Source organism: Leifsonia sp. 21MFCrub1.1 (genome assembly GCF_900107895.1).
GTDB classification, from domain to species: Bacteria; Actinomycetota; Actinomycetes; order Actinomycetales; family Microbacteriaceae; genus Leifsonia; species Leifsonia soli.
This window is the reverse complement of record NZ_LT629867.1, coordinates 1,016,126-1,042,156: the sequence shown is the minus strand read 5'-3', so window position 1 is coordinate 1,042,156 and position 26,031 is coordinate 1,016,126. Positions and strand designations below refer to the sequence as shown.

Here is a 26,031-nt window from a genome sequence, read left to right as displayed (position 1 = left end):
TCCACAACCTCACCGCGCGGTCGACATGGCGTCCATACCCCGTCAATAGACTGGCGTCAGATCCGCCCCGCCCGAGCCCTGGAGCCCCGTTGCCGAACTTCGACTTCCTCACCCAGCCCGCTCTCCCGCGCCCCGACGTCACCCCCGACGACGCGGCGGCCATCGCGACTGCGCACTTCGGCCTCGCCGGCCGGATCACCGAGCTCGGCAGCAACCAGGACCGCAACTTCCGCATCGACACCGGCGACGCGCGATACGTGCTCAAACTCGCCAACCCGGTGTTCTCGGCCGACGAGCTGCGCGCGCAGAACGCCGCCCTCCGTGCGCTCGCGGGCTCCGGCATCCGCATCCCGGAGGTCATCGCCACGACCGGCGGCGACGAGCTGATCGAGGTGGAGGTCCGCGGCACCGCGCTGTTCGCCCGCGTCCTGCGCTATCTCGACGGCGACCCGCTCACCGACGTCGGCCGCCCGTCTCGGGAGCAGCTGCGCATACTCGGCGCCCTCGCCGGCCGCGTCGCCGCCGGGCTGTCGCCCCTCCGCCACCCCGGGCTCGACCGGACGACCCAGTGGGATGCGCGCGTCAGCGGCGAGGTCGTCGACCTGCTGCTCGACCACGTCGCCCAGCCCGCGAAGCGCACCGTCGTGCGGGACGCGACCGACGCGGCCCTCGCCCGGTTGCGTCCGCTGCGCGACCGGTTGCGCGTGCAGGCGGTCCACGGTGACGTGACCGACGACAACATCGTGCTCGGACACGGCGGACCGGGCGTGATCGACTTCGGCGACGTGTCCGACGGCTGGCTCGTCGCCGAACTGGCCGCGACCGTGACGAGCGCCCTGCACCATGTGCCCGACGAGCCGCTCGCGGTTCTCGACGTCATCGAGGCGTTCCACGCCGAGTCGCCTCTCGACGACGCGGATCTCGCCGCCCTGTGGCCGCTGGTCGTGCTGCGCGGTGCTGTGCTCGTCGTCAGCGGCGAGCAGCAGGTCGCCCTCGAGGCCGACAACGTCTACGCCGCCGAGAACCGCGCCCACGAGTGGGTCGCGTTCGACGTGGCACGGCGGTTGGATGCGGCCGAGCTGGAGACGCTCATCCGCGCCCGACTCGCCCCGGCCCCCGCGCAGCCGTCGACCGGCTTCGGCCGGCTCGTCGCACTCACGACCGGTCCGGAGCACCTCGCCGACCTCTCGGTCATGGCACGCGACCTCGATGCGGGCGTGTGGCTGAGCGACGACGCAGAGGACCGCATCCTCGCCCGGGTCTGCCGCGAGCACGGGCACGCCGTCACCCGGTACACCGAGGCGCGGCTGACCCGCGCCCGGCCCGACCGCCCCCTGCCGTCGGCCACCGTCGCCCTCGCCGTCACGCTCGATGCGCCCACCGGCGTCGACGTGACCGCTCCGTTCGCCGGGGAGCTCGCCCTCGTCGAAGGCTCGTGGCTGCTGCGCGGCGACGCCGTCGACCTGTGGCTCGACGGCCTCACCCGCCCGCTGACCACGGCGACAATCGACGCCGGAGAGACGATCGGCACCGCCATCCGCCTCACGGCGCAGCTGAGCACACTCGCCGGGCACCGGCCGCCCGCGCTCGTCACGCCGACCCTCCCGCTCAGCGCCTGGACGACCGTCTCCCCCGACCCCTCCGCGCTCTTCGGCATCGACCTCGCCGTGGGCGCTCCCGACCCGGAGGCATCCCTGGCCCGTCGCGACGCCACCTTCGCCCATGTCCAGGAGCACTACTTCGCGCGTCCGCCGCTGATCGAGCGCGGCTGGCGCCACCACCTGGTCGACACCCGGGCGCAGAGCTACATCGACATGGTCAACAACGTCACGCAGATCGGTCACGGACACCCGCGGCTGGTCGACGCCGTCCGGGACCAGTGGGCGCGTTTGAACACGAACTCGCGGTTCCACTACGACGAGCTCTCGCGCTTCACCGAGCGCCTGGCGGAGATCGCTCCGGAGGGACTCGACACCGTCTTCCTGGTCAACAGCGGCAGCGAGGCGGTCGACCTGGCGCTGCGGCTGGCGCAGATCCACACCGGCCGGCGCACCATCCTCGCCGTCACCGAGGCTTACCACGGCTGGACGATCGGCTCCGACGCGGTCTCCTCCTCCCTGGGCGACAACCCGCGGGCTCTGGAGACCCGGCCGGACTGGGTGAAGCTCGTCGCCGCTCCGAACTCGCTGCGCGGACGGCACCGTGGTCCCGACTCCGCTGCCGCCTACCTGGCCGACCTGGATGCCGATCTGGCCGAGCTGGATGCGGCCGGCACCGCGGTCGCCGGGTACATCGCCGAGCCGGTGTTCGGCAACGCGGGCGGCCTGATGCTCCCCGACGGCTACCTGGCGGGCGTCTACGAGCGCGTCCGCGCCCGCGGCGGCGTGTGCATCGCCGACGAGGTCCAGGTCGGCTACGGCCGTCTCGGCCACTACTTCTGGGGTTCCGAGCAGCAGAGCGTGGTGCCGGACGTCATCACGATCGCGAAGGCGATGGGCAACGGGCAGCCGCTCGGAGCCGTCATCACCCGGCGTGACATCGCGGAGTCGTTCGCGGCGGAAGGCAGCTTCTTCTCCTCCGCCGGCGGCAGCCCCGTCTCGTCGGTCGTGGGCCTCACCGTCCTCGACGTCATGCGCGACGAGGGCCTGCAGCAGAACGCCGCGGAGGTCGGTGACCACCTCGTGGCGCGGTTGCGGGAGCTGGGCGAACGGCATCCGCTCGTCGGCGCCGTCCACGGCATGGGCCTCTATCTCGGCATGGAGCTCGTGCTCGACCGGGAGACGCTGCAGCCGGCGACAGAGGAGGCCGCCCGGGTGTGCGATCGGATGCTGGCGGAGGGCTGCATCGTGCAGCCGACCGGCGACTACAAGAACGTGCTCAAGATCAAGCCGCCGCTGTGCATCACGCGCGAGAGCGCCGATCGCTTCGCGGACGCGCTCGATCTCGTGCTGGCGACGCTGTAGGGCGGAGGACGCGCCGCGCCTCCTCCCCGATCGCCGCGGCGACCGCGTCGAGCGCTGCGGACCGCAGCGTCCACTGGTGCCAGTACAACGGCACCTCGGCCGTGTGCGCGTCGTCCAGCACGACGAGCGCGCCGGAGGCGACGAGCGCATCCGCCTGGAGGTCCGGCAGCATCCCCCAGCCCAGCCCGTGCACGGCGGCCTCGACGAACTGGGTGGAGGCCGGGATGAAGTGGCGCGGCGGCCGGGCGCCCGGTGCGACCGCGTCGAGGTAGCGGTCCTGCAGGGCGTCCTTGCGGTCGAAGACCAGCATCGGGGCCCGCGCCGCCGCCTCCGCGGTCCATCCGTCCGGGCACCAGCGCTCGACGAACGCCGGGCTCGCCGCCGCGCGGTAGACCATCGACCCGAGCGGGCGGGAGGTGCACCCCTGCACCGGCTCCGGATCGGACCCGATCGCGGCGAGGGCCGTACCGTCGCGCAGGCGGTCGAGGGTGTGCTCCTGGTCGTCGATGCTCAGCTCGTACGCGACGCCGTCGAGCCGGGCGAGGGCGGGCAGCACCCAGGTGGCGAGCGAGTCGGCATTGACGACGAGCGGCAGCGGCGTGCCGGCCGCGCCGTCGTCGCCCGCGAGCTCGGCCGCCGCCTCCGCCTCCAGGAGGGTCAGCTGGCGCGCCAGCCGGAGCAGCACCCGCCCGGCCTCGGTCGGCTCGACCGGCTTGCTGCGCCGCACCAGCACGCGCCCGCTCTGCTCTTCGAGGGCTTTGATGCGCTGGCTCACCGCCGACGGCGTGACGTGGAGGGCAGCGGCCGCCGCCTCGAAGGTCCCGCCGTCCACGACGGCTGCGAGAGTCCGCAGGTGTTCGACATGGGCCGCCATATGAAGCGATGCTAATGCATCATCAGGAACCTGAGCTGTACTTAGGCGAGAGAGCCCCTTAGCGTCGAGAGGTGCTCGCAACGTTCTTCACCGGCCTCGGCTCCTCCGCCTCCCTGATCGTGGCCATCGGCGCGCAGAACGCGTTCGTCCTCCGGCAGGGCCTGCGCCGCGAGCACATCCTGCCGATCGTGGTCATCTGCGTGGCCAGCGACGCGCTGCTCATGGCAGCCGGGGTCGCCGGAATCGGCGCGCTGGTGAAGAACGCGCCGATCGCGCTCGAGATCGTCCGCTGGGCCGGCTTCGCCTTCCTGCTGGGCTACGCCGTCGTCGCCGCGCGCCGGGCGCTGCGCCCCGGATCGCTCACCTCCTCTGGGGCCGTGGCCGGCTCCCTCGCCGCCGCGATCGGCACCTGCCTCGCGATCACCTGGCTCAATCCCCATGTCTATCTCGACACCGTGCTGTTGATCGGCTCGCTCTCCGCGTCGCACGGCGACCCCGGCCGCTGGGTCTTCGGCGCGGGCGCGGCGACCGCCAGCCTGCTCTGGTTCAGTCTGCTCGGCTTCGGCGCGCGCTTCGCCGCGCCGGTGTTCGCCCGGCCGGTCGCCTGGCGCATCCTGGACGGCGGCATCGCGGTGCTCATGGTCGTGCTCGCCATCCTGCTGGTCGTGTAGCCCGGCGGACGACACGATCGCGGCAGAACGGCCTCAGCCCCGAAGCCCGTCGAGGTGCGCCGTCAGCACGGCGACGGCGCGCTCCCGCTCCCGCTCCTGTTCTCGCTCCCCCGGGCCGCCGTCCCAGAGGAGGTGGAGCGCCACCCCGTCCACCAGAGCGTGCAGACGGTCGGCCTCGACCGTCTGGTCGGCGCCCGGCCGCAGCTCCCCGACCCGGTCGAGCTCCGCGATCAGGCCGGCGCACAGCTCGCGGATGCCCTCGTTGAACTGGAGCAGCACAGGTCGCAGCTGCTCGCTGCTCAGCGCCAGCGCGCCGAGCTGGAGGTGTGCGGTCAGCTCGATGCGCCGCTCCTCGTCGAGAGGCAGCAGCTCCTCCAGCACGGCGAGCACGGCCGGTCGGCCTTCGCCCCGGACGCCCTGGATGCGCCGCGTCGCGCTCAGGCGGATGTGCTCGAGGCAGAAGCGGCGGAGGGCGTCCTGCTCGGGGAAGGCGCGGCGGAGGGAGGCGGTGGCGATCCCCGCCTCGGCCGCCACATGGCGCACCGACAGTCCCGCCAGTCCGTCGCGCGCCAGCACCCGCATGGATGCCTCCGCGATCTGGCGGTCGCGCTCGTCGTGGTCGATCAGGCGGGGCATCGTCAGCCCCGCGACGCGACGGGCTGCGCCGTCTTCTTCGGCCAGATCGTGTAGCTGACCGCCCAGAGCACGTCGATCCCGAGGATCAGCCCGAGCGCGGGGAAGAAGCCGAGCAGTTCCGCCGTGCGCGCCGGAGCGCCGACCACGAGGATCAGCGCACCCAGGATCCCGCCGGCCACCGCGCAGGCGAGCAGGGTGCGCCCTACGTCTTTCCAGCAGACGACGGTGTACGCCCAGCCGGTCGGCTTCGGCCGCGGTTCGGCGCCGCGGAACCGCTGCGCGAACTTCGCGTCCGCCCAGGCGATCATCCGGTGGCCGTAGGCGACCGAGATGCCGATGTAGAGGGCGGCGAGGCCGTGGTGCCAGGAGGCGGTTGCCCCGCCGATCAGGTCGGCCGCCACCAGGACGAGCAGCACGACGTCGATGAGCGGTGCTGCGATGAGCAGTGCGGCGCCCAGCCTCGGTCTCCCGGCCGGGTAGCGGGCGATCAGCCCGGCCACGATCGCCACCCAGAACCCGATCTCGCACGCCACGATCGCCAGCAGAATCATCTCGCCTCGCATCCCCTGTGTTAGCACGAGTGTACCAACAAACCGCTCAGGCGGTGCGAGAGGGCAAACAAAAAGGCCGCCCAGCTGGGCGGCCCTTTCGGTGGTGGTGGAGCTAAGGAGATTCGAACTCCTGACCTCTTCGATGCGAACGAAGCGCGCTACCAACTGCGCCATAGCCCCGGGGAACTGCTTAGAAACAATAGCACCCCTCGCGGGTCCCGTCGAAATCGAGCGGGGCTCAGCTGGCCGCCCGACGACGACGCAGGACCGCGTCCAGGTCCATGCTGCCGGTGTCGACCTCGTCGAGGATGCCCATGCTCGCGTAGCGGCTCGGGACGGTCGCGGCGGGCACGTTCGCAGCGGGTGCGGACACGGGCACCGCGGCCGGCCGCTCCACCGCGCGCAGCGGGACCGGCGCGGCCACAGGAGCCGGCGGCACGACCTCTGCCGCCTTCCGCTCGAACTCGGCACGCGCGGCCGCGCGACGCAGCTCGGCCGCCGCATCCACCGACGCCATCGCGGCCGCGGCGACCGTTCCGGGAGACAGGTGCAGCGGCTTCGGGAGCGGACGCGGCGTCCAGCTCTGCCGGAGGCGCTCCTGCACCGGGATGTCGTCGTGCTGCGCGTCGTCGTACAGCTCCGGCGCGACGACGGACGTGCGCACCATCGGCTGCGCGACCGCGGCGGCGCGCTCCGGCCGCGCGAGGCGGCCAAGCATCCACCCGGACAGTGCGACCGCGCCGAGCGAGGCGACGGAGAGGAGCCAGGCTCCGGTCTCGAGGAGCAGGACGGCGCCCGAGACGAGCCCGATCAGCCCGGCGACGAGCACGAGGGTCGAGAGGCCGCGCGCCCGGCGGAGCCGGCGGCGGCGCTGCGGCGACAGCACGGGGCGAGCGGTGGAGGTGGCGAGCACCCGGGCGCGCTGTGCGGCGGCCGCGCGTGCGGCGCGCTCCAGCGCGATCGCGTCGTTGGCGGCTCGTTCCGCCTCCTCGGCGGCCCGGCGGCGCTCGTCCGCGAGCGCCTGCTCGCGGCGGGCGTGCGCAGCGGCCTCCGCGCGTGCGGCGGCGAGGGTCCTCTGCTCGGACTTGCGGAGGATGCGCTGCTGCTCCGCGACCGTGCGTGCGGTGGCTTCGAGACGCACCTCGTCGGGCAGTTCGCTGGTCTCCGCGAGGATGCGCAGCGTCTGCTGCAGCCGGACGGCGTTCCGCTCGGTGGCCAGGTACTCACGGCGGCGCAGCCACACCGGGACCAGATAGGCGAGCCAGAGAGCGGCCGCGAGCGCGACGATGACCCCACCGCCCATCACATCCCCGTTCATGTCCTCTACGGTAGGGGCGGCGAGGGTCGTGCCACCGTCACTCGCGGGGGTGTGTCACCCGATCCAGCGTGCTTTCAGCACATTTCCACCGAAAGCGCCCGAGCAGGGCTCCGCGGATGAGAGCCGCCTCAGTAATGGCGGGCGATCGGCAGCGGGATGGCCGCCGCCGCGCGGTCCTCTGCGGGGATGACCGCCGCGTCGTCCGGGACGTTGTGGTCGAGCCAGCGGCGCAGCACGCCCTGGTTCAGCTCCTCCGACACCAGCGCGAAGCAGAAGTGGTCGCGCCAGTCGCCGTTGATGTGGATGTAGCGGCGCCGCAGCCCCTCGTAGCGGAAGCCGAGCTTCTCGACGACGCGGAGGCTCGGGCCGTTCTCGGGGCGGATGCAGATCTCCATCCGGTGCAGCCCCAGCTGGTAGAAGCAGTAGTCGGTCGCCAGGGCGACCGCCGTCGGGGTGATGTTGCGGCCAGCGAACTCCTCGGCGATCCAGTAGCCGATCGTCGCGCTCGACAGCGAGCCGTACGCGATCGACGAGACGTTCAGCTGCCCGGCGAGCCGGCCGTCCCACTCGACGATGAACGGAAGGCCGTGGCCGGCCCGCGAGTTCGCCAGCAGCGACCGGATGCTCGCCCGGGTGTCGAACGACCCCGGCGCGTACGGGCTGGTCGCCTCCCACTGCCGCAGCCAGCTGCGGTTGTCGAGCAGCGACCGCTCCAGCGGGCGCGCGTCGCGCAGGCGGATGGGACGCAACCCCACGCGACCCTCGGTGAGGGTGGGGACGACGAGCGCCAACGGAGTCCTCCTTCAGCCGGCCGTCAGCGGGACCGGTCGGAGAGCGTCTGGATGGGCCCGGTCGGGTCGACGGGCATCTCCTCGACGAACTCCACGGGCTCGTCCTCGAGCTCGGAGGCGAACTCGCGCAGCCACGGGCGCAGCTCCGGGCCGAGGTCCTCGCGGTCGACGGCGAGCCGCACGATCGCCTTGATGTAGTCGAGGCGGTCGCCGGTGTCGTAGCGGCGGCCACGGAACACGACGCCGTACACGCCGCCCGTCCAGTCGGGGGCCTCCGCCATCGACTGCAGCGCATCGGTCAGCTGGATCTCGCCCCCGCGGCCCGGCTCCGTGCGCTCCAGGACGTCGAAGACCTCCGGGCGCAGCACGTAGCGTCCGATGACGGCGTAGTTCGAGGGGGCGTGCTCCTTGTCCGGCTTCTCGACCAGACCGGTGATGCGCACGACGTCGTCCTCGTCCGTGGCCTCGACGGCGGCGGCGCCGTACAGGTGGATGGAGTCGGGGTCGACCTCGAGGAGGGCGACGACGCTGGTGTGGCGCTGCGCCTGCACGGTCAGCATCCGGCTCAGGAGGTCGTCGCGCGCGTCGATGATGTCGTCGCCGAGGAGCACGGCGAACGGCACCCGCCCGACGTGCATCTTGGCCCGGAGGACGGCGTGGCCGAGACCCTTCGGGTCACCCTGGCGCACGTAGTGCATGTCGGCGAGGGCGGTCGAGTAGTTGACCTTCTCGAGCCGGTCGGTGTCGCCCTTTTTGGTGAGGGTCTCCTCCAGCTCGGCGTTGCGGTCGAAATGGTTCTCGAGGGCGTTCTTGTTGCGGCCGGTGATCATCAGGACGTCGTGCAGGCCCGCGTCGACCGCCTCCTCGACGACGTACTGGATGGCGGGCTTGTCCACGACCGGCAGCATCTCCTTGGGCATCGCCTTGGTCGCCGGGAGGAACCGGGTTCCGAGGCCGGCTGCGGGGATCACTGCTTTCGTAACGCGGTCGTGATTTGCCATGCCGCCTACAGTATCCGCATTTCGGGGGTGCACAGGATGGCATCTCCTAGGATTGCCGTATGGATCCGGACACTGCCGCTCATCGCAAGCGCGCCCTGCGCGCCGAGCTCCGCGAGCGCCGGCAGAACCTCACGACGACCGAGCGCCAGACCGCAACGGCAGGCCTGACCCGCAACCTGGTCGACCTCGCCACCGACCTCTCCGCCCGTTCCGTCTCGGCGTACCTCTCCACCCCGATGGAGCCGGACACGCGCCCCTTCCTCAACTGGGCGCACGCGCAGGGGCTGCGCGTGCTGCTGCCGATCTCGCGCGAGGACGGCCTGCTCGACTGGACGACCGGCGACGGCGAGACCGAGACGGAGGGGCTGTTCGGACTGCCCGAAGCCGTCGGCGAGCTGCTCGGGCCGATCGCGATCAACGACGTCGACCTCATCCTGGTGCCCGCGGCCGCCGTCGACGCGGGCGGGATGCGGATGGGCTGGGGTCGCGGATACTTCGACAAGACGCTCGGCAGCATGGAAAAATGTCCCCCGGTGTACGCCGTCCTGTTCGACGGCGAACTCGTGGACGAGGTGCCGCGCGAGCGTCATGACCAGCCGGTGGACGGCGCGGTCACGCCGACCCGCATCGTCCAGTTCACCTGACCACCACCCCGACAGCGAGCGCAGCGGAAGAAGAATGCCGACCTACTCCTACTCGTGCCGCGACTGCGGCCATGCCTTCGACATCCAGCAGGCCTTCACCGACGACGCCCTCACGGTGTGCCCGAACTGCGGCGGATCGCTCCGCAAGGTGTTCGGGACCGTGGGCGTGACGTTCAACGGCTCCGGCTTCTACCGGACCGACTCGCGCGGTGGGGCGAAGAAGACGGATGCAGCCCCGGCCTCGGGCTCGTCGTCGTCCGGATCCGGCTCGTCGGGCTCGTCTTCCTCCGGCTCATCCGGATCGTCGTCCTCCGGCTCCTCCGGCTCGTCGTCCAGCTCCTCCACCTCCTCGACTCCGTCGACGCCGTCGTCGGGTTCCGCCGCGTAGAAGGGTTCCTCCGGTCATGCTCAAAGGGTTCAAGGAGTTCATCCTCCGCGGCAATGTGATCGACCTGGCCGTCGCGGTCGTCATCGGCGCGGCGTTCACGGGGGTCGTGACGGCGATCGTGAACAACCTGATCAACCCGCTGATCAGCGCGTTCTTCAAAGCGAGCGATCTGGACAATGCGATGATCGTGACGCTGAATAACTCCGACATCAAGTTCGGAGCGGTCCTCGGTGCGGTGATCAACTTCCTGATCGTCGCGGTCGTCGTCTACTTCGTCTTCGTCTACCCGCTGAACCAGGTCAAGAAGCGCGCCGAGCGCCTGCGCAAGAAGGGCGTCGTCGAGCCGGAGGCCCCCATCACGGAGCTCGACCTCCTGACCGAGATCCGCGACCTCCTGCAGGCGCAGCAGTCGCCGCCCCAGCCCGCCGGCAAGCACGCCGACCCGCTCCCCTGACGCGCCCCCGTACCTTTCCCATCGAGTCGTGACTCGGTGCCCTTATCCGGCGCGAGTTGCGACATGATGTCGCAACTCGGCGGAGGGGCGGCGGTCACCAGTGCGGCGGAACGTCGCGGCGCAGCCGCTCGTCGTTCGACGACCACGCCGGCGCGTTGTCGGAGTCGGGAGCGGCCGGCGGCGCGGGCTCGTCCCGCGGTTCGGCACGCGGCTCCGGGTCGGTTCCTGGCGCGCCGGGACGCTGCACGCGGCGGTGCCGTCGCCTCCCGGGTGTCTCGCTCATCCCATCCAGCCTAGAACGGCCGACCGGGAACCGACGACCTAGACGGAACGGCTGTCGACGAGCTCCGGCAGCACGATGGGCGCCGTCACGTCGTCCGGCTCGCCCTTGCCGATGAGCGTGGCGATGCGTCCGGCGACGGCGTCGGGGTCGGCGAACAGCTCGAAGCTGTGCACGCGCAGGTAGTGCCAGCCGAGGCGGCGCAGCACGTCCGGGCGCAGGCGCAGCGACTCGCGCAGGCTGCCCTTCGACACGTCGTGGTCCGTCTCCACCGCCACCGCCCGGCCGCCGTGCGAGGCGACCAGGGTCAGCTTGCCGCGGTAGCCGAGGTGCACGTCGAGCCCGCGGCGGGCCAGGCGCTTCGCGAGGTCGAGCACCATCGGGTCGGCGTCCGGGCTCAGGTACTCCGGAGCGGCGGCCTGGATCTGGTCCGCCTCCCCCAGCACCTGGGCGAGCGCCGCGATGCCGTGCCGCATCCGCGTCTCGTCGATGTCCTCCGGCCGGAAGCAGGAGACGATGTCCATGCCGCGGCGGCCGCGCGTCATGCCGACCGCGAGCAGGCGGTCGCCGCCCGGCTCGGCGAGTGCGCCGAAGTTCGACAGCAGGCGTCCGTGCGGGGTGCGCCCGTAGCCGATGGAGAAGATGACGCGGTCGCGGCTCTGTCCGACCGACTGGTCGAGCGTCACGACGGTGAACGGCTCCGCGCGGTCGCCGAGGATGAAGTCGGCCAGCTCCGAGCGCTTCGCGAACGCCGCCAGCACGGCCTGGTTGACCCGGACGGCGTGACGCTCGCTCGCGGTGATGACCATGAGGGATTCGCGCGGACGCTCGGTGGCGTGCGCGAGCACCAGCTCGACGACCTTCGCGACCTCGGCGTCCGTCGACTCGACGGCACCGGTGTCGGTGTCGGGCATGCCCTGGCCGCCGCGGACGTAGTGCAGAGACAGGCTGCCGTGGCCGAGGTACGTCCCGGCCCACGGCAGGGAGTCGATCATCCCGCCGTAGAAGCGGCGGTTGACCAGCTCGGCGAGGTCTTCGCCGCCCGCGCGGTAGCTGCGGCTCAGCGTGTAGACCGGGAGCAGCTCGGAGAGCCGGGAGAGCGCGGAGTCGGCGTGCAGCGCATCCACGTCGACGGCCTCGACGGTCGTGCCGTACTCGTGCACGCCGATGTCGAAGCGCGACGGCGTCTGGGTCACCGGGTCGCCGAACGCGACGACCTGCTTCGCGCGGCGGATGACGGGGACGTTCTCGGCGAGGCTCGACGCGCCCGCGTCCACCAGCAGCACGGCGTCGAACCCGACCTCGCGCCCGATCGACGGCACCTCGTATGGCGAGATCAGCCAGACCGGGGCCAGCGGCCGGGCCAGGTGCGGCGCGGCCTCGTTGAGCGTGGTCGCCGTCGGCGTCGTGCTCTTCAGGAGGCGCTTGAGCGCTGCGGCCTCGTCCGGCCAGTCGACGATGCCGATCTTCCAGGTCTCGGCGAGCATCCAGGCCAGCTGCTTGCCGGTCGCGGAGGCGTGCGCCTCGTCCACGAGGCGGAAGTCGGCCTCGAGCCGGTCGAGCACGCCGGTGTTGGCGTTCAGCAGGGCGCGGTCGGAGGCGAGGAGCGACTCCAGCACCGACTGCCACCAGGCGAGTTCCAGCTCGGCGCTCACCTGCGCCTCGGGGACGTGCCGGATGGAGAGGTCCGAGATCAGCGGGTCGAGCTCCTGCTCGCGCAGCTGGGTGAGCAGCGCGGTGCGCTCCTGCAGGTTGGCGAGCACCTCGGACTCGGCGGCGAGGCCGGCGATCTGGCGGGTCAGCTCCTCCACCGGCAGCGCGGCGAGCGACTGCGGGGTGCCGGTGCGGCGGAGCGGGATGTCGAGGCGCGCGAGGTCTTCGGCCACGCGCTGGTAGGCGACCTGCACGTCCGCGATCCCGACGGGGACCTCGGGCACGACGCCGGCGACGGCGAACCGGTTCCAGAGGATGCGCTGCTGCTGGATGCGCCGCAGGCTCTCGTTCAGGTCGGTGACGTGCACGCCGGGCCGGACGTACTCGAGCGCGTGCTTGCGCAGACGGCGCCGGTTGGCGCTCGACATCGACGGCGACTCGCGGCGGGATGCGGTGGCCGCGATCAGCTCGGTGAGCGAGCGGTCGAAGACGGACGGCGTGAACTTGTCGAGCGTCTCGCGGATGTCGAGCAGGAGCCGCAGGTAGACGCCGAACTCGGCGATCGACGCGAACGGACGCATCCGGGTCTGCCCGATGAGGGCCTGCGCGCGGTCGATGAGGCGCGGGAGCTCCGCGCGGTTGAGCTTCTTCGCCAGCTCGTGCGCGGCCTTCCCCTCCTCCGTCGTCGTGAAGGAGGCGCCGTACCAGGGCGAGTCGTTCGGGCCGTAGCGGAACTCCCCGAGGCGGGCGGCGCGGATCAGCGCGTCGGCCGACGCTGCGCGGTCGCGGGCCAGCCCCTCGATCGCGCGGCGGCCGAGACGGGCCGTCGTCGACGGCGGCGCCGGAAGGAGGGACAGGCGCGACAGCTCGCGCAGCGCATCCAGCACGGAGACGCGGAGCACCGGGTCGCGGCGGGTCAGGGCGGCGCGGTAGTCGACCAGCACCTTCCGCAGCCGCACCAGCGCCTCGTCGACGTCGGTCACCTTGGGCTGTGTGGCCTTCTCGTTGCGCGCGATCGACTGGATGAGGTCGCGGCGCAGCGTCCGCGGCGTCACGGCGAGACCGGGGAGGCCGGCTGTGCTCAGCCGCTGGGCGATGTCGTCGAGGCTCGACCGCCGGGGGCTGACGACGAGCACGCGCTTGTGCTGGGCCACCAGGGCGCCGATCGCGTTCACGATCGTCTGGGTGCCCCCGGTGCCCGGGAGCGTCTTGACGACGAGCGAGTTGCCTGCCGCGATCTGCGCGACCACGTTCTCCTGCGCCTCGTCGGCGTCGAGCAGGAGGGTGTCGGTCGCGGGCGGGCGCTCGTCCTGGCGGATGGGCTCCACCGGGTTGAAGGCGCTCTCGACGGTCGTGCGCGCGGTCGGGTTGCCGGCCAGCGCATCCAGCAGCACCGTGTCGAGGTCGCGCGCCTCCTCGCTCAGCGCGGGCGCGACGTCGGCGAACGACGACGCCACCAGGCGCGGCTGCACGTTGAACCACGGCAGGTGCGAGGTCAGGCCGCGCAGGCGGTCGATGACCGGCTGCGGCTTGAACACCCCGTTGCTGACGGCGAGCGCCACGAAGGCGTCCGCATCCAGCGTGATCTGGAACTGCTCGTTGAGGGCGCGCGCCAGCTCCGGGTTGAGGAACGTCTGGCCCTTGAGCTTCAGCTCGAAGTCGCGGCCGTAGCGGCGGATGGCGAGCGGGCGCAGCAGGATCGGCGCCATGTACTCCTCGGAGCCGTGTCGCCACTGCGCCAGGCCGATCGCGAGGTGCACCGACTCGATGCCGCGCACCGAGCGCAGCTCGATGCCCTTCGCCGTGATCGCGTTCGCGGCCGCCCGCGCGGTGCGCAGGGCCAGCTCGTCGCGGATGAGGCTCGAGAGCAGGGTGCTCTGCCCGGTGATGAACTGCGGAAGGCCGCCGGGATGCGTCGTGCTCAGCTCGATGCGCGTCCGCGGGCTGTCCTCGAAGTGGAGCAGCGGAGAGACTCCGCCCACCGCCGCGATCTCGTCGCGCCAGCGCTTCCACACCGGCTCGGCGATGTTGCCGGCGACCAGCGCCGGGTCGCCCAGGCTGAGCGCGTGCGGAGCCGTCGTCGTGCGCGGGTTCAGGGCGTCATCGTCTGGGATGCCCGACGTCGCGTCGTCATCCTCGGTCTTCCTGTCCAGTCGCCACACACCGACACCCTACGTTCACATCCCCGGAAACAGCGGGAACCCGGGCGGGTTTCGCGTCAATATCATGCGCCGGACGAACGGCGCCAGCCTCGAGGCGCGCCCGGCGCGTCGCGACGGACGCACCGGGCGCGACGGACCGAGCCGAGGGGCAGGAACGTCGAGCGCGATCAGGGCGCCGGGGTGAGGGTCCCGTACGGCGGGAGGGCGCCGGTCACCACCGGCACCTGGAGTCCGACCGACTCTCCCCCGCTCGTGACGGTCACGGTCGTGAGCGAGCCGGGGGCCGCATCCAGGCCGCTCACCAGGCTCTCGTCGTCCGGCGGATCGCCCAGCTGACGGGTGTCGCGCGGGTCGAGGGACACCGAGATGCTCCCGCCACCGCTCGGGGCGATCTCCACCTGCTGGGTATCGCCGCCCTGGTTCACCAGCGTCACGACGAGGTTCGCCGTCGAGCCGCCGTCGCTCGTGACCAGCACGGCGTTGCCGACGAACACGTCCCCGACCGTGGCGCTGGACCCGACGCTCGCCTCCTCGATGTCGAGGGTGTCCTGCGGCGCGAACAGGTCGCACGCGGTCAGCCCCGCGACGAGCGCTGCGGCGAGCGCCGCCGCTCCGACGGTGCGTCGCAACGGCGGGATGCGGAAGAGCGGGGTGCGGAACGTCATATCCACCTCCGGGGGACCACGGTGGCAGCACCCTAGCGCCCGCGCGCTCCCTTACGTAAGACGGGTCCTTCCGCCGACCGGCGCCCTGTCGCGCAGGGCCACGATCCCGATGAGCCCGCAGAGCAGGTAGAGCGCCGCCTGCACGTCGAGCACCGGCACGATGTCGCCCGAGTCGGCGAGCAGACCGCCGACGAGCAGGCCGACCGCCTGCGCGCCGCCGTCCAGTGTCGTGACGGCGGCGATCACCCGGCCGAGCGCGCGCGGCGGCACGGTCGTCTGGACGAGGGTGATCTCCCCCGTCGCCGTGGTCACGCCCGGGACGCCCATCGCGATGAACAGCCCGGCGTACACCCACAGCGCCGTGGTGAACGGAGCGAGGTTCCAGGTGAGGAGGGAGAGCGCACCGAACACCAGGTACCCGACGCCGATCATCCAGCGCGGAGCCAGCCGCTTCGCCAGCGCGCCGGTCACCAGGCCGCCCAGCACCCCGCCGATCGCCTGGACCCCGCGGATGATCCCGGCCCCGGTGTCGCCCGCCCCGAGGTTCTGCGTGACGTAGACGAGGAAGAGCACCAGGAAGAGGCCCTGCGCCATCCCGGCGAGCGCCGCGATGCCCGCGAGCGTCCGCAGCGTCGCGGACCGCGCGATCAGCGCGAGCCCCTCCACCCACTCGTGCGGGATGCGCCTCTCGGCCGCGACCGCAGGCTCGCCGTCCGCGGTCGCCTCGGCGCCGCCCTTCCGCCGTTGCGGCCGGACGAACAGCATGAGCGTCGCGGTGATGAGGTACGACGCCGCGTCGGCGATCACCACCCCCGGCAGCCCCCACAGCGCGAACGAGAGGCCGCCGAGCGGGGAGCCGATGAGCCGCGCGAGGCTGTCGCTCACGGCGATCAGCGCGTTGCCGCGCGCGAGCTGGTCGGCGCCGACCAGCCGCGGGATCATCGCCTGCCGCGCCGGGTTGATGATCGCGCCGAGCACCGCTTCGACGGCGGCCACCGCGTAGACGATGCCCATCCGGTCGGCGCTCGCCGCGAGGAGGGGCAGGAGCAGCAGGCCCTGCAACAGGGCGACGACGACGATGGTGCGGCGGTGATCCCACCGGTCGACGAGCACCCCGAGGAAGCTGCCGACCAGCAGCATCGGGACGATCTCCACCAGGAACACGGTGGACGCACCGAGCGCCGACCCGGTCGCCGACAGGGCGAACAGCGGCAGCGCGATCATGAGCAGCCAGTCGCCGGTGTCGGAGACCAGGCCCGCCGTCCAGACGAGGGCGAAGTCCCGGCGGAGCAGCGGGGAGCGCTCGCGGGTCGCGGTCGCGGTCACGACGCACTGCCGTCGGTCGGCTCGACGTGGTCGGGCCGGACGGTCTCGTCGGGCTCGGCCGCGGCCCGCGCCGCGTTCGCCGCCGCGATCGCGTCCGGGTGCCGGAAGGCGTTGAGGTGCAGCGCGACGACGTCGCTGCCCTCCGGCGCCTCCGCCCGGGTGAGGGCGATGTAGGGGCGGATGAGCGCATCCAGTCCCTCCACGAGCTCGCGGAGCTCGCCCGGCGTGAGTCTGAGGGCGTACCCGCTGAGCATGCTCGCCTCGCGCCACTCGATCAGCTGCTCGTCGCGCTGGGCGATCGCGCGGTGGACGAGCGCCGCCTCCTCGTCGACCTGGCGGTCGGCGAGGGCGCGCTCGACGGTGTCGGCTCCGATGGCGAACTCGGGATCGTCCGTGCGGCCGAAGGAGAGGCCGGTGGACGACGACCGGTAGGGGCGCTCGCGGCCGTCCTCACCATCCACCGGCTCGACGAGCCCGACCTTGGCGAGCGCGCGGAGGTGGTAGCTGCAGTTGGAGGGAGTGGAGCCGACGACCGCCGCGCACTCGCTGGCCGTGCGCGGCCCGAATGACATCAGGTGGTCGAGCAGGGCCAGGCGGAGGGGATGCGCGAGCGCGCGCAGCGCCCGCGGGTCGGTGACCGTGGTGCGCCGTTCCTGGCGGCCGTCGTCGGTGTCCGCCTCGTCCGGCGACCCGGTTATGAAAGACATGTTTCAGATTGTCGCGCCGACCCTCTTCCACGTCAAGCCGGGAATGCGAGCGCCTCCCTCACGTTGTTGACCTCTATGAACGAACCCACCCGCGCCAGCGTCGGCTTCCGGTCGGAGCGCGGCCCCATCCTGATCGCCCTCATGCTGACGACCGGGCTCGTGGCCATCGACTCGACGATCCTCGCGACCGCGGTGCCCTCGATCGTTCAGGACCTCGGCGGGTTCGCGCAGTTCCCGTGGCTGTTCTCGGTCTACCTGCTCGCACAGGCGGTGTCCGTCCCCGTCTACGCCAAGCTGTCTGACACCGTCGGCCGCAAGCCCATCGTCCTGATCGGCATCGCGCTGTTCCTCATCGGGTCGGTGCTCTGCGGATTCGCGTGGAGCATGCCGGCCCTCATCGCGTTCCGCGCGCTCCAGGGCCTCGGCGCCGGAGCGATCCAGCCGATGTCGATGACGATCGCCGGCGACATCTACACCGTCGCCGAGCGCGCCAAGACGCAGGGCTACCTGGCGAGCGTGTGGGCGATCTCCTCCGTGGTCGGCCCGACGCTCGGCGGCGTGTTCTCGCAGTTCCTCTCCTGGCGCTGGATCTTCTTCGTCAACGTCCCGCTGTGCATCCTGGCCGCGTGGATGCTGATCCGCAGCTTCCACGAGAGCATCGAACCGCGGAAGCACCGCATCGACTACGCGGGAGCCGCGCTGCTGACCGGAGGGATGACGCTGCTCATCCTCGCCGTGCTCGAGGGCGGACAGGCCTGGGCGTGGAACTCGGTGTGGAGCATCGGCGCGTTCGCGCTGGGCGGCCTCCTGCTCGTCGCGTTCGTGCTGGTCGAGCGGCGGGCGGCCGAGCCGGTGCTGCCGCTCTGGGTGTTCTCCCGCCGGCTGCTCGTCACGACGACCCTCATCTCGCTCGGCGTCGGCGCCATCCTGATCGGGCTCACGTCGTACGTGCCCACCTACCTGGAGGGCACCATCGGCGTCGCGCCCATCGTGTCCGGCCTCGCGGTCGCCGCTCTGACCCTGGGCTGGCCGATCGCGGCGAGCCTGTCCGGCCGGTTCTACCTGCGCATCGGCTTCCGCAACACGGCGCTGCTCGGAACGGCGATCGCGATCGTCGGCGCGGTGTCGCTCGCGGCGACCTCGGTCAGCCCGTCCGTGCTGTTCGTCGCGGTCAGCTGCTTCGTCGTCGGCCTCGGGATGGGCCTGATCGCCACCCCGACGCTGATCGCGGCGCAGTCGAGCGTGCCGTGGAACGAGCGCGGCGTGGTGACCGGGAGCAACATGTTCGCCCGCTCGATCGGCAGCGCGGTCGGCGTGGCCGTCTTCGGAGCCATCGCCAACGCGATCATCGGAGCATCGGCGGGCGGCGCACACGCTGCCGGGACCATCCAGCAGGCGTCGACGGCGGTGTTCGTCGCAGTGGCGATCGCCGCGGTCCTGACCATCGTCGCCGGCCTCGCGATGCCGCGCTCCCGCGTCGAGGACGTGGAACTGGGCCGCGCGCCCGCCCCCGCGGAGTAGCCGCACCCGCCGCACCCCGGTCTGCCGTCGCCGGCCGCTGGTTGACGCGACGCGCCGTCGCCGGCGGCCGCCGGGCGGCGTGTCGCGTCAACTCGCGGCACGCCGCGCGGGTCAGCCCGGCAGACGCGTCAGCATGACGAACTCGTTGTACGTGAACGCCTTCCCCGCGAAGCGCGGCAGGGGGAACGAGTACTCCCGCTCCACCGTGAGGCCGAGTCGGTCCGCGAGGCGGCGGAGGCCGTCGAAGTCCGTGAACGAGACATGCGTCGCGTCGCTCGCGTAGCCGCGCTCCTGCGGTGTGATGAAGAGGACGTGTCCTCCGGGCTTCACATAGGGCAGGTATGTGCGGACGAGCTCGACGGCGAAGTCCGGGTCGACGTGCTCGACCACATGGGCGAACAGCAGCGAGTCGAAGGCCCCCGGCACCGCGTGCGGAGTCGAAGGGAACTCGTCGCTGGTGAACGACGTGAGCCCCCGTGCCCGGGCGATGGCCACGGAGTCCGCATTGTGGTCGACGCCGACGCCGTTGTTCCCCAGATGGGCCAGATTGCGGCCGAGGCCGCTCCCCACATCCAGCACGCGCCCGAGATGCAGACGGCGGATGTTCCACCGGTACGGCGCCTGGACGTTGAGGGTCCGGCGCCACCAACTGGTGTCCAGCCGGCGGAGGCGCTCCGCGTACTCGGACCCCGCGGTATCCCGGCCTTCGTTCGGCTCCGCGCCCGTTTCGTGCCCTTCGGGCTCCGACGGCATCAGCTGGCCCGGTCTCTCGACTGCATGCGTCCACGGTAGAGCACCCGGTACAGCGCCTTCAAAGCAAAGTCCCCCTACGATCATGGGAGAACTGTCCACTGTTCGATGGGATGAGCTGAATGGCAACTGGCAGAGGATCGACAGGTCCGACGAAACGCGACCGCCGCGAGGAGGCGCGTGAGACCGCCAGGAGGATGCGCGAGGAGGCCGCCAAGAAGGCCAAGCGGCGCAAGATCATCGTTCAGGGCTCGGTCATCGCCGGCGTCGTGGCCGTGCTCGCCATCATCGGCGTCGTCATCTTCACGACCGTGGGGAACGGGGGCGCAGGCGCCGCCAACCCGAAGAACATGGCGAGCGGCGGCATCCTGCTCACGTCCCCGACGACCGCGGTCACCACCCCCGCGATCCCGTCCGGCGGCCAGCCGACGCCCACGAAGATGAAGCTCGACGGCAAGACGGCGCACATCCAGATCTGGCTCGACTACCAGTGCCCCTACTGCGACCAGTTCGAGACCACCAACGACGACCAGATCAAGCAGTGGCTGCAGGACGGCACGGCGACGCTCGAAGTGCATCCCGTCGCCATCCTCGACAGCGTGCAGAACAACAACTACTCGACGCGCGCCGGCGCCGCCGCCTCCTGCGTGGCGAACTCGCAGCCCGACAAGTTCTGGGACATCAACTCAGCGCTGTTCGCGAAGCAGCCGAACGAGCAGACCGGCACCGGCCTCACCAATGCCGAGATCCTCAGCATCTTCAAGGATGCGGGCGTCAGCTCGAAGGCGATCACCGACTGCGTGAACAACCAGACGTACGCCGACTTCGTCACCACCATGACGAAGGACGCGTCGACCAACTCGCAGCTGAAGAACCCGGCCAACAACGGCTTCGGCACACCGACCGTCTTCGTCAACGGCGAGCGCTACCAGGGCGGCTTCACCGACGCCTCCGTGTTCGCCGCGTTCACGCAGGCGGCCGTGAAGGACGCCGGCTCGGGCAAGACCATCACCTTCCCCACCGCCAAGTAGCCCCACACCCCCACCGTCGAGTCCGCACAAATTGCACACCGCTTCGGCGTGTCACGTGCAAAGTTTGTGGACTCGACGGTGGGTGTAGCGTCGGAGGCGAGAGAGCGGAAGGGACGAGGCGATGGATCGGATTCCGGAGGACGGCGTGGACGGCGTCGAGATCGGCGAGACAGATGCGGGCGAGACGCCCGGATGGGCCGACCCGGCCGACGGCGACGTCGACTACGCGCTGAACGACCCGGAAGCCGAAGCCGACTTCGCCGATGAGCTGGTCACGAACGACGCGGTCGCCGGCGAGACCATCTGGCCCGGACCGGGCGACGGCAACGACGGCCCCACCGGCGGCCAGTCCCGCGAGGCCGAGCCGGTCTACGACGAGCACGGCGACGAGCCCGAGGATGACGGCGTGCTGACCGAAGAGGACGTCGAGGAAGAGGGCATCTAGCCCTCCGCACCTCCGCCGGCGGGCGCGCCCAGCGCATCCACCACTCCCCGGGCGCTGCGCTCGAGGAAGCCGACGATCTCCTCCGACGGCAGCTCCGTGCCGATCGCGCTCTCGACGAGGGCCTCCTCGGCGAACGCGATCCACGATCGCAGGCCGATGCGCAGCAGCAGCGTGTCGGGCACGCCCAGTTCCAGGAACGCCGCGATCACCCGGTCCGCCTGCTCACCGCGCGCCTCTTCGACGACCTGGCGCACCTCCGTATCGGCGGAGGCGACCCCGCGCACGAGCGAGTAGAACGTCCCGCTGTGCTCGCGGACGAACGCGACGGTCCGCGTGAGCGTGTCGTGGAGGCGGTCCAGCGGCGCCAGCCCTACCACCGGCTCCGTGGCGTGCAGCATGCTGTCGCGGGCCGTCCGCACGACCTCCCGGTGGAGTCCCTGCTTCGACCCGAAATAGTGGAACAGCAGCCCCCGCGAGACCCCGGCGCGGGCCGACAGTTCTTCGATCGAGAGCTGGTCCAGCGGGTTGTCGGCGAGGAACGCCACCCCGAGGGCGACGAGCTGCGCCCGGCGCTCGTCCGGCGTGAGCCGCGTGCGCCGGTCGGTCTCCATGCTTCGACCCTATCGGCCGTCTCCCCGACCGTGAGGTGCGCGATCGGCTATTGACAGCCGGTCAATAACGTCTAAGCTCACACCTGGACCTGACTGCGCCGACGCTGTCAAGTCCCCCGAACAGGAGGATCGATGAAGTTCCGAAAGCTCGCCGGGTCGCACGCCGGACGGATCGTGCTCGCCGCCGTCCCCGTCGCCCTCGTCTCGACCGTGCTGATGACCGGCGTCGCCCAGGGCGCAGTCCCCGTCTCGTTCGCCGTCTCCGGCAGCCAGTTCCAGATCAGCGCGACCAAGCTCGACGGCACCGGCTTCTCGCAGTACGCGGGCGTCGCTCCCGACACCGCGGGCAAGGAGCACCAGGTCGCCATCGCCAACATCAAGTCCGCCACCCTCTCCGATCTCTGCCAGGCCGTCGTCACCGACACCCCGCTCGGCAAGGTCGGGATGCTGATCACCGCGGGCGGCGGCGGGACCCCGGCCTCGGCCTCCGACCTGCAGATCGGCATGACCGACCTCAAGGGCGACTCCGAGTTCCACAACATCCGGATCGGCGTGGACGCCTCCACCGTGAACACCGCAGCCAAGGGCACAGCGGGCGACTTCGCACAGGATGCGGACACGGTCACGATCACGAACCTCCAGCAGACCGCATGGAGCACCCAGGCCTCCGTCTTCACCCTCAACGGCATGCACGTCCAGCTGACCGACGGCTCGAAGGGATGCTTCTGATCGTGGCCCGCGCGCACGCGAACGGCCCGATCCCGGCCGCCGACGAACCGGCGGCGCCGGGCGGCCGCGCACGCTTCCGGGCGTGGCGCCGCAGCCGCCCCTTCGTCGGCGGGCTGCTGACGGCGCTCGGCGGCGTCGAGATGTTCTTCTCCGGCCAACTGGACATCGGCAAGATCCACGTGCAGCTCGGCATCGAGGGGCTGCAGGCGACGATCATCCCGATCCTGCTGGTGCTGCTCGGGATCCTGGTGCTGGCGATGCCCGCGCACCGCATCTTCTACGGCGTGATCGCGCTCGCGGTCGCCGTCTACTCGCTCGTCGGCGTGAACCTGGGCGGGTTCTTCATCGGGATGCTGCTTAGCAGCATCGGCGGCATCCTCACCGTCGCGTGGATGCCGAAGAAGGCCGACGTGGACGCGGCGGGCACGGAGACGGCCGACGCGGAAGCCGCGGAGACTGACGCAGCCACAGACGCCGTCGCCGACGCCACCGATACCGCCGCCCAGCACAACACCGTCGAAGGCACGACCGCATGAGGCGGGGCCGCTCCGGCATCGTCGCGGGCGCGCTGGTCGCGTGCATCGCCGCCGCCCTCGCGGGGCTCGGCGCGGCCCGCGTGCCCACCGCGGCCCCCGCCGCGCTGTGCATCCCGATCATCATGCCGTGCACCTCGCCGACGCCGACGCCGACTCCCACGCCGACCGCCACCGGCATCCCGGGCGTCCCCACCCTGCCGATCCCGGGTGCACCCGGAGCCCCTGCGGCGCCCGGCTCCCCCACCCCCGCCCCGGCCGCACCGGCGACCCCGGCCGCCCCGGATGCGGGCGCCCCGGTCTTCACCCAGCCGCCCGCGCAGCTGGGCAGCCAGTCGCTCTCGTTCTCCGGCCTCCGCGGCATCAGCGTCGTGACGGTCCCGCTCGCCGACGGCAGCCGCATCCCTGTGCTCAAGATCTCCGCCGACAGCATCACCATCGACGGCTTCAGCCTGACCGTCCGCAAGGAGACCGGGCCCAAGCTCGCGACGACCGCCGACCAGATGGCCCTGCGCGGGAACGTCCAGGTCTACCTCGACTCGGTGACCGCGACCGGACCGGACGGGAAGACGCTGACGCTCGGCGCGGCGACGCCTCCTCCGGCGGACGGCCTGCCGCCCCAGCTGCTCCGGGTCACGCTGGGGCTCGTCGGGGTGACGGCGGACAGCATCCACTTCACCAACCCGCACCAGCACCTGACGGACTAGCCGGTCGCGCTCAGCGCCCGCGGCGCAGCCGGCGTCGCTCGCGCCAGGAGAGCGCCGCGTACGCCTCCTGCTCGGCTCGCCGCTTCGCATCCGCCTCCCGGATGCGCTCGTCGCGCCGCTGCCGCCAGCGGGCGATCTCCTCGTCGACGTCGCGCGTGCGGGTGATGACGGGCGGGCCGCCCTGCAGCTGGCGGCGCGCCTCGATCACGCGCCGGTTGAAGCTCTCGAGCTGCTCGCGCACGCTGCTCTCCGACGCGAGCCGGTCGAGTTTCGCGTCGAGTTCGGCATCCTCCGTGCGCAGCAGCAGGGCGGGCGGGCCCAGCCCCGTCAGCTGCTCGCGCTCGATCTTGCGGCGGATCCACCAGTCCGGGTCGTGCGTGCCGGTGAGCCCGGGGAGCGGCTTGCCCGCGCCGGGCAGGTTGTCGAAGTCGCCGCGGCGCATCGCCTGCTGGATCGCCGTCTCCACGATCTGGGCGCGCTGCTCCATCGTCGGCTGGCCGGGGTTGGACTCCTCCACCGGCTCTCCGCGCGCCTCCGCGTCTCGGCGCAGGCGGTACCGCGCGGCCTCCACGAGCGGGTCGGACTCGCGAGGCGCGCGACGGGTCTCGTCGCGGTTGCGGGCCATGTCTCCACAGTACGCCGCGCTGCCGACACCGCACCGGGTCGGAGCCGACCTCCGCCGGTGTCGGCGGCAGGCGCTAGCGTCGCGCCATGGAGTTCCGCATCGACGTGCCGCAGCCCGTGCTCGACGACCTGCGCCGGCGGCTGGAGGCGACCATCCTGCCCGAGCCGACGCCCGGTCCCGAGTGGTCGAACGGCATCCCGCCGCGCATCCTGGCGGCCCTCGTCGACCGCTGGAGCAGCGGGTACGACTGGCGTGCCTTCGAGCGCCGGGTCGCCGGCTACGAACAGCGGATGGTCGACCTCGATGGCTGCGATGTGCACGTGGTCCGCCTCCCCGCCCGGCGCGCGACCGGCCTTCCGATCGTGCTGACACACGGCTGGCCGTACTCGTTCGCCTCGATGCTCGGCCTCGCAGATCTTCTCTCCGAGGAGCGCGACGTCGTCATCCCCTCGCTGCCGGGCTACGGCTACTCGGCCGTGCTGCCGGAGCCGTTCTCGTCGCCGGGCGTCGCGCACCGCTGGAACGCCCTGATGACCGCCGAGCTGGGGTACGACCGCTACCTGGTCTACGGCGAGGATGTGGGCGCCGGCGTCAGCGACTGGCTGGCGGGCGCGCATCCCGAGTCGGTCGCCGGGATCATCGCACCGCACGCCTCTTTCTCCGCGCGCTCCCGCCCCGGCGTCGAGCTGACCGAGGAGGAGAAGGCGTTCCTTCGGTCGGTCGCCCGCCCCGAGGAGTCGGGCTGCGCACCAGCAGGGCACGCGTCCCGACACCCTCGCCGCCGCGCTCATCGACTCCCCCAGCGGCCTGCTCGCCTGGATCGCCGAGAAGGTGGCCGCCTGGAGCGACGGGGAGGGTCTGGAGCCGTTCGACGTGGATGACGTGCTCACGAATGCGGCGCTCTACTGGGTCACGCGCTCCATCGGCACCAGCTTCCGGCCGTACCGGGAGTCGCCGGACGACGACGAGCTGCACTCGCTGATCGAGGTGCCCGCCGCCATCGTGGTCCAGCGGCACGAGGCCGGCTACCCGCGCTCGCTCGCCGAGAAGAGCTACACCGACATCCGGTCGTTCGAGCGGCTGGAGCGCGGCGGGCACTTCACCGCGTGGGAGGCGCCGGACGCCGTCGCACGCATCGTGCGTGAACTCGAGGTGAACATCCGGAACTGACCTCCGCCGACCCGTTGACAATCCGGGAAAGCCCTTTACTGTGTGCACTAAGCAACGGATGGCAGGCTGAACCGCAGGGGGCGGGCAGCTGTACTGCGTTCCCGGTGCGCGGCGGTCGGCTTTTTTCGGGTGAGCCGACCGCCGCACCTTCTTTAACCGGCCGATCTCGCTCGAGACGCGCGACCTCGCTACGCTGGCGGCCGTGACCGATGACGAACACCTGAGGGCCGTGCGCGAGCGCTTCGACGATCGCGCGCCCACCTACGACGACAGCGAGATGCACCGGGCGCTCGCGGCCGCCGTCGCCTCGTTCGTCGACCTGGACGGCGTGGATGCTGTGCTGGATGTCGCGACCGGCACCGGTCTGGTGCTCCGCGCCCTGCACGATCGCGGCTACGCGGGCGCCGCCACCGGCGTGGACCTGTCCCCGCGCATGATCGCGGAGGCCCGACGGCACCTTTCGGAGGCCGAGCTCCTCGTCGCCGACGCGACCCGGCTGCCCCTCGGCGACGACGCGTTCGATCTCGTGACGTGCGTCACCGGGCTGCAGCTGTTCCCGCATCCCGCCGCCGCCATCGCCGAGTGGGCGCGCGTGCTCCGTCCCGGCGGACGTGCCGTCACCGCGACCTTCCTCGCCTTCGATCCCAGCCGACACCGGTCCGCCCCGCCGCAGGCCTTCATCGACCACACGCCGTTCGACTCCATCGAGAACCTCACCAGGACGGTCGCGCCGGCCGGCTTCGGCGTCGCCCGCACCGAGACGTGGACGGACGGCGCCGACGAGGTCCTCATCGCCGAGCTGACGCTCCCGCCCGGGCCCTGACC

The 26,031-nt window shown here is 71.7% G+C and carries 28 protein-coding genes and 1 tRNA gene; 14 read left to right on the top strand and 15 right to left on the bottom strand.

Annotation, left to right across the window (positions count from 1 at the left end; translation table 11 throughout):
- Positions 1 to 89: 89 nt before the first annotated feature.
- Complete coding sequence (locus BLW09_RS04950; protein ID WP_089909212.1) at positions 90 to 2,963, top strand: aminotransferase; 2,874 nt, start codon at positions 90 to 92, stop codon at positions 2,961 to 2,963.
- On the opposite strand, the gene BLW09_RS04945 is transcribed toward BLW09_RS04950, so the two are convergent.
- Positions 2,902 to 3,837: a LysR family transcriptional regulator ArgP gene (locus BLW09_RS04945; protein WP_089909210.1), complete on the bottom strand. Its 936-nt coding sequence runs from the start codon at positions 3,835 to 3,837 to the stop codon at positions 2,902 to 2,904. The two genes, BLW09_RS04950 and BLW09_RS04945, sit on opposite strands and share 62 nt — an antisense overlap.
- A gap of 71 nt (positions 3,838 to 3,908) precedes the next feature.
- On the opposite strand from BLW09_RS04945, the gene BLW09_RS04940 reads away from it, so the two are divergent.
- Positions 3,909 to 4,508, top strand: coding sequence for a LysE/ArgO family amino acid transporter (locus BLW09_RS04940; protein ID WP_089909207.1), 600 nt, complete (start codon positions 3,909 to 3,911; stop codon positions 4,506 to 4,508).
- Between the two features lie 33 nt (positions 4,509 to 4,541).
- On the opposite strand, the gene BLW09_RS04935 is transcribed toward BLW09_RS04940, so the two are convergent.
- The 6 genes from BLW09_RS04935 to galU form a co-directional block, all read right to left on the bottom strand.
- Complete coding sequence (locus BLW09_RS04935) at positions 4,542 to 5,144, bottom strand: TetR/AcrR family transcriptional regulator (protein WP_089909203.1); 603 nt, start codon at positions 5,142 to 5,144, stop codon at positions 4,542 to 4,544.
- 2 nt (positions 5,145 to 5,146) lie between these two features.
- Positions 5,147 to 5,695, bottom strand: coding sequence for a hypothetical protein (locus tag BLW09_RS04930; RefSeq protein WP_089909199.1), 549 nt, complete (start codon positions 5,693 to 5,695; stop codon positions 5,147 to 5,149).
- Between the two features lie 104 nt (positions 5,696 to 5,799).
- Positions 5,800 to 5,875: transfer RNA gene (locus tag BLW09_RS04925), tRNA-Ala, on the bottom strand.
- A gap of 58 nt (positions 5,876 to 5,933) precedes the next feature.
- Entirely contained in the window at positions 5,934 to 7,013 is a 1,080-nt protein-coding gene (locus tag BLW09_RS04920) for a hypothetical protein (RefSeq protein WP_089909196.1), read from the bottom strand.
- A 128-nt stretch (positions 7,014 to 7,141) separates the two neighbouring features.
- Positions 7,142 to 7,804, bottom strand: coding sequence for a GNAT family N-acetyltransferase (locus BLW09_RS04915; protein ID WP_089909194.1), 663 nt, complete (start codon positions 7,802 to 7,804; stop codon positions 7,142 to 7,144).
- A 23-nt stretch (positions 7,805 to 7,827) separates the two neighbouring features.
- Positions 7,828 to 8,805: a UTP--glucose-1-phosphate uridylyltransferase GalU gene (gene galU, locus BLW09_RS04910; RefSeq protein ID WP_089909191.1), complete on the bottom strand. Its 978-nt coding sequence runs from the start codon at positions 8,803 to 8,805 to the stop codon at positions 7,828 to 7,830.
- Positions 8,806 to 8,864: 59 nt separating this feature from the next.
- Between galU and BLW09_RS04905 the strand changes: the two genes are divergently transcribed.
- The 3 genes from BLW09_RS04905 to mscL are packed head-to-tail and all read left to right on the top strand — an operon-like array spanning position 8,865 to position 10,291.
- Positions 8,865 to 9,449, top strand: a complete 585-nt coding sequence (locus BLW09_RS04905) for a 5-formyltetrahydrofolate cyclo-ligase (RefSeq protein WP_089909189.1) — start codon at positions 8,865 to 8,867, stop codon at positions 9,447 to 9,449.
- Between the two features lie 34 nt (positions 9,450 to 9,483).
- Positions 9,484 to 9,837: an FmdB family zinc ribbon protein gene (locus BLW09_RS04900; protein ID WP_089909186.1), complete on the top strand. Its 354-nt coding sequence runs from the start codon at positions 9,484 to 9,486 to the stop codon at positions 9,835 to 9,837.
- Positions 9,838 to 9,853: 16 nt separating this feature from the next.
- Positions 9,854 to 10,291: a large-conductance mechanosensitive channel protein MscL gene (mscL, locus tag BLW09_RS04895; RefSeq protein ID WP_089909182.1), complete on the top strand. Its 438-nt coding sequence runs from the start codon at positions 9,854 to 9,856 to the stop codon at positions 10,289 to 10,291.
- Positions 10,292 to 10,385: 94 nt separating this feature from the next.
- Here the strand turns inward: mscL and BLW09_RS18875 are convergent, their stop codons facing one another.
- From BLW09_RS18875 to BLW09_RS04875, 5 genes are all read right to left on the bottom strand, one after another.
- Complete coding sequence (locus BLW09_RS18875; protein ID WP_157696905.1) at positions 10,386 to 10,574, bottom strand: hypothetical protein; 189 nt, start codon at positions 10,572 to 10,574, stop codon at positions 10,386 to 10,388.
- 38 nt (positions 10,575 to 10,612) lie between these two features.
- Positions 10,613 to 14,386 carry an ATP-binding protein gene (locus BLW09_RS04890; RefSeq protein WP_089909179.1) on the bottom strand — a complete coding sequence of 1,258 codons (3,774 nt, stop codon included), beginning with the start codon at positions 14,384 to 14,386 and terminating at the stop codon, positions 10,613 to 10,615.
- A gap of 167 nt (positions 14,387 to 14,553) precedes the next feature.
- Positions 14,554 to 15,051: a hypothetical protein gene (locus BLW09_RS04885; RefSeq protein WP_089909176.1), complete on the bottom strand. Its 498-nt coding sequence runs from the start codon at positions 15,049 to 15,051 to the stop codon at positions 14,554 to 14,556.
- Positions 15,052 to 15,102: 51 nt separating this feature from the next.
- A complete protein-coding gene (locus BLW09_RS04880) occupies positions 15,103 to 16,377 on the bottom strand; it encodes an MFS transporter (protein WP_089909173.1) in 1,275 nt (424 codons plus the stop codon).
- On the bottom strand, positions 16,374 to 17,084 hold the full coding sequence (locus tag BLW09_RS04875) for a helix-turn-helix domain-containing protein (protein ID WP_231947071.1): 711 nt from the start codon (positions 17,082 to 17,084) through the stop codon (positions 16,374 to 16,376). Before BLW09_RS04875 ends, BLW09_RS04880 begins: the two co-directional genes overlap by 4 nt.
- Positions 17,085 to 17,159: 75 nt before the next feature.
- Here BLW09_RS04875 and BLW09_RS04870 point away from each other — a divergent pair, with 75 nt between their 5' ends.
- Positions 17,160 to 18,605 carry an MDR family MFS transporter gene (locus BLW09_RS04870; RefSeq protein ID WP_089909171.1) on the top strand — a complete coding sequence of 482 codons (1,446 nt, stop codon included), beginning with the start codon at positions 17,160 to 17,162 and terminating at the stop codon, positions 18,603 to 18,605.
- Positions 18,606 to 18,716: 111 nt separating this feature from the next.
- Here BLW09_RS04870 and BLW09_RS04865 read toward each other — a convergent pair whose 3' ends face one another.
- Complete coding sequence (locus tag BLW09_RS04865) at positions 18,717 to 19,358, bottom strand: class I SAM-dependent methyltransferase (RefSeq protein ID WP_089909168.1); 642 nt, start codon at positions 19,356 to 19,358, stop codon at positions 18,717 to 18,719.
- A 119-nt stretch (positions 19,359 to 19,477) separates the two neighbouring features.
- On the opposite strand from BLW09_RS04865, the gene BLW09_RS04860 reads away from it, so the two are divergent.
- Both BLW09_RS04860 and BLW09_RS04855 read left to right on the top strand, forming a co-directional pair.
- Complete coding sequence (locus BLW09_RS04860) at positions 19,478 to 20,386, top strand: DsbA family protein (protein ID WP_231947069.1); 909 nt, start codon at positions 19,478 to 19,480, stop codon at positions 20,384 to 20,386.
- Between the two features lie 121 nt (positions 20,387 to 20,507).
- Positions 20,508 to 20,831 (top strand): hypothetical protein, encoded by a 324-nt coding sequence (locus tag BLW09_RS04855; protein ID WP_089909162.1) that lies wholly within the window; start codon positions 20,508 to 20,510, stop codon positions 20,829 to 20,831.
- Here the strand turns inward: BLW09_RS04855 and BLW09_RS04850 are convergent.
- Positions 20,828 to 21,442: a TetR/AcrR family transcriptional regulator gene (locus BLW09_RS04850; RefSeq protein WP_089909159.1), complete on the bottom strand. Its 615-nt coding sequence runs from the start codon at positions 21,440 to 21,442 to the stop codon at positions 20,828 to 20,830. The two genes, BLW09_RS04855 and BLW09_RS04850, sit on opposite strands and share 4 nt — an antisense overlap.
- A gap of 132 nt (positions 21,443 to 21,574) precedes the next feature.
- Here BLW09_RS04850 and BLW09_RS04845 point away from each other — a divergent pair, with 132 nt between their 5' ends.
- The 3 genes from BLW09_RS04845 to BLW09_RS04835 are packed head-to-tail and all read left to right on the top strand — an operon-like array spanning position 21,575 to position 23,411.
- Positions 21,575 to 22,171 (top strand): DUF6230 family protein, encoded by a 597-nt coding sequence (locus BLW09_RS04845; protein WP_089909158.1) that lies wholly within the window; start codon positions 21,575 to 21,577, stop codon positions 22,169 to 22,171.
- Positions 22,162 to 22,707, top strand: coding sequence for a DUF6114 domain-containing protein (locus BLW09_RS04840; protein ID WP_089909155.1), 546 nt, complete (start codon positions 22,162 to 22,164; stop codon positions 22,705 to 22,707). The genes BLW09_RS04845 and BLW09_RS04840 overlap by 10 nt, the downstream gene beginning before the upstream one ends.
- Entirely contained in the window at positions 22,704 to 23,411 is a 708-nt protein-coding gene (locus BLW09_RS04835; protein ID WP_089909153.1) for a hypothetical protein, read from the top strand. The genes BLW09_RS04840 and BLW09_RS04835 overlap by 4 nt, the downstream gene beginning before the upstream one ends.
- A 10-nt stretch (positions 23,412 to 23,421) precedes the next feature.
- On the opposite strand, the gene BLW09_RS04830 is transcribed toward BLW09_RS04835, so the two are convergent.
- Positions 23,422 to 24,036, bottom strand: a complete 615-nt coding sequence (locus tag BLW09_RS04830) for a J-domain-containing protein (protein WP_089909150.1) — start codon at positions 24,034 to 24,036, stop codon at positions 23,422 to 23,424.
- Between the two features lie 86 nt (positions 24,037 to 24,122).
- Here BLW09_RS04830 and BLW09_RS04825 point away from each other — a divergent pair, with 86 nt between their 5' ends.
- From BLW09_RS04825 to BLW09_RS04820, 3 genes are all read left to right on the top strand, one after another.
- Positions 24,123 to 24,917 (top strand): epoxide hydrolase family protein, encoded by a 795-nt coding sequence (locus BLW09_RS04825; RefSeq protein WP_231947067.1) that lies wholly within the window; start codon positions 24,123 to 24,125, stop codon positions 24,915 to 24,917.
- Positions 24,910 to 25,206 carry an alpha/beta fold hydrolase gene (locus BLW09_RS19185; protein ID WP_231947065.1) on the top strand — a complete coding sequence of 99 codons (297 nt, stop codon included), beginning with the start codon at positions 24,910 to 24,912 and terminating at the stop codon, positions 25,204 to 25,206. The genes BLW09_RS04825 and BLW09_RS19185 overlap by 8 nt, the downstream gene beginning before the upstream one ends.
- Before the next feature lie 202 nt (positions 25,207 to 25,408).
- A complete protein-coding gene (locus tag BLW09_RS04820; RefSeq protein WP_089909147.1) occupies positions 25,409 to 26,029 on the top strand; it encodes a class I SAM-dependent methyltransferase in 621 nt (206 codons plus the stop codon).
- The last annotated feature ends 2 nt before the right edge of the window (positions 26,030 to 26,031 follow it).

Bases quoted from the DNA above. Each gene is read 5' to 3' on its own strand.
- BLW09_RS04945 (WP_089909210.1), bottom strand. From the start codon at position 3,837: ATGGCGGCCCATGTCGAACACCTGCGGACTCTCGCAGCCGTCGTGGAC.
- BLW09_RS04935 (WP_089909203.1), bottom strand. From the start codon at position 5,144: ATGCCCCGCCTGATCGACCACGACGAGCGCGACCGCCAGATCGCGGAG.
- BLW09_RS04930 (WP_089909199.1), bottom strand. From the start codon at position 5,695: ATGATTCTGCTGGCGATCGTGGCGTGCGAGATCGGGTTCTGGGTGGCG.
- BLW09_RS04920 (WP_089909196.1), bottom strand. From the start codon at position 7,013: ATGAACGGGGATGTGATGGGCGGTGGGGTCATCGTCGCGCTCGCGGCC.
- galU (WP_089909191.1), bottom strand. From the start codon at position 8,805: ATGGCAAATCACGACCGCGTTACGAAAGCAGTGATCCCCGCAGCCGGC.
- BLW09_RS04905 (WP_089909189.1), top strand. From the start codon at position 8,865: ATGGATCCGGACACTGCCGCTCATCGCAAGCGCGCCCTGCGCGCCGAG.
- BLW09_RS04900 (WP_089909186.1), top strand. From the start codon at position 9,484: ATGCCGACCTACTCCTACTCGTGCCGCGACTGCGGCCATGCCTTCGAC.
- mscL (WP_089909182.1), top strand. From the start codon at position 9,854: ATGCTCAAAGGGTTCAAGGAGTTCATCCTCCGCGGCAATGTGATCGAC.
- BLW09_RS18875 (WP_157696905.1), bottom strand. From the start codon at position 10,574: ATGAGCGAGACACCCGGGAGGCGACGGCACCGCCGCGTGCAGCGTCCC.
- BLW09_RS04885 (WP_089909176.1), bottom strand. From the start codon at position 15,051: ATGACGTTCCGCACCCCGCTCTTCCGCATCCCGCCGTTGCGACGCACC.
- BLW09_RS04875 (WP_231947071.1), bottom strand. From the start codon at position 17,084: ATGTCTTTCATAACCGGGTCGCCGGACGAGGCGGACACCGACGACGGC.
- BLW09_RS04870 (WP_089909171.1), top strand. From the start codon at position 17,160: ATGAACGAACCCACCCGCGCCAGCGTCGGCTTCCGGTCGGAGCGCGGC.
- BLW09_RS04865 (WP_089909168.1), bottom strand. From the start codon at position 19,358: ATGCCGTCGGAGCCCGAAGGGCACGAAACGGGCGCGGAGCCGAACGAA.
- BLW09_RS04860 (WP_231947069.1), top strand. From the start codon at position 19,478: ATGGCAACTGGCAGAGGATCGACAGGTCCGACGAAACGCGACCGCCGC.
- BLW09_RS04855 (WP_089909162.1), top strand. From the start codon at position 20,508: ATGGATCGGATTCCGGAGGACGGCGTGGACGGCGTCGAGATCGGCGAG.
- BLW09_RS04850 (WP_089909159.1), bottom strand. From the start codon at position 21,442: ATGGAGACCGACCGGCGCACGCGGCTCACGCCGGACGAGCGCCGGGCG.
- BLW09_RS04845 (WP_089909158.1), top strand. From the start codon at position 21,575: ATGAAGTTCCGAAAGCTCGCCGGGTCGCACGCCGGACGGATCGTGCTC.
- BLW09_RS04840 (WP_089909155.1), top strand. From the start codon at position 22,162: ATGCTTCTGATCGTGGCCCGCGCGCACGCGAACGGCCCGATCCCGGCC.
- BLW09_RS04835 (WP_089909153.1), top strand. From the start codon at position 22,704: ATGAGGCGGGGCCGCTCCGGCATCGTCGCGGGCGCGCTGGTCGCGTGC.
- BLW09_RS04830 (WP_089909150.1), bottom strand. From the start codon at position 24,036: ATGGCCCGCAACCGCGACGAGACCCGTCGCGCGCCTCGCGAGTCCGAC.
- BLW09_RS04825 (WP_231947067.1), top strand. From the start codon at position 24,123: ATGGAGTTCCGCATCGACGTGCCGCAGCCCGTGCTCGACGACCTGCGC.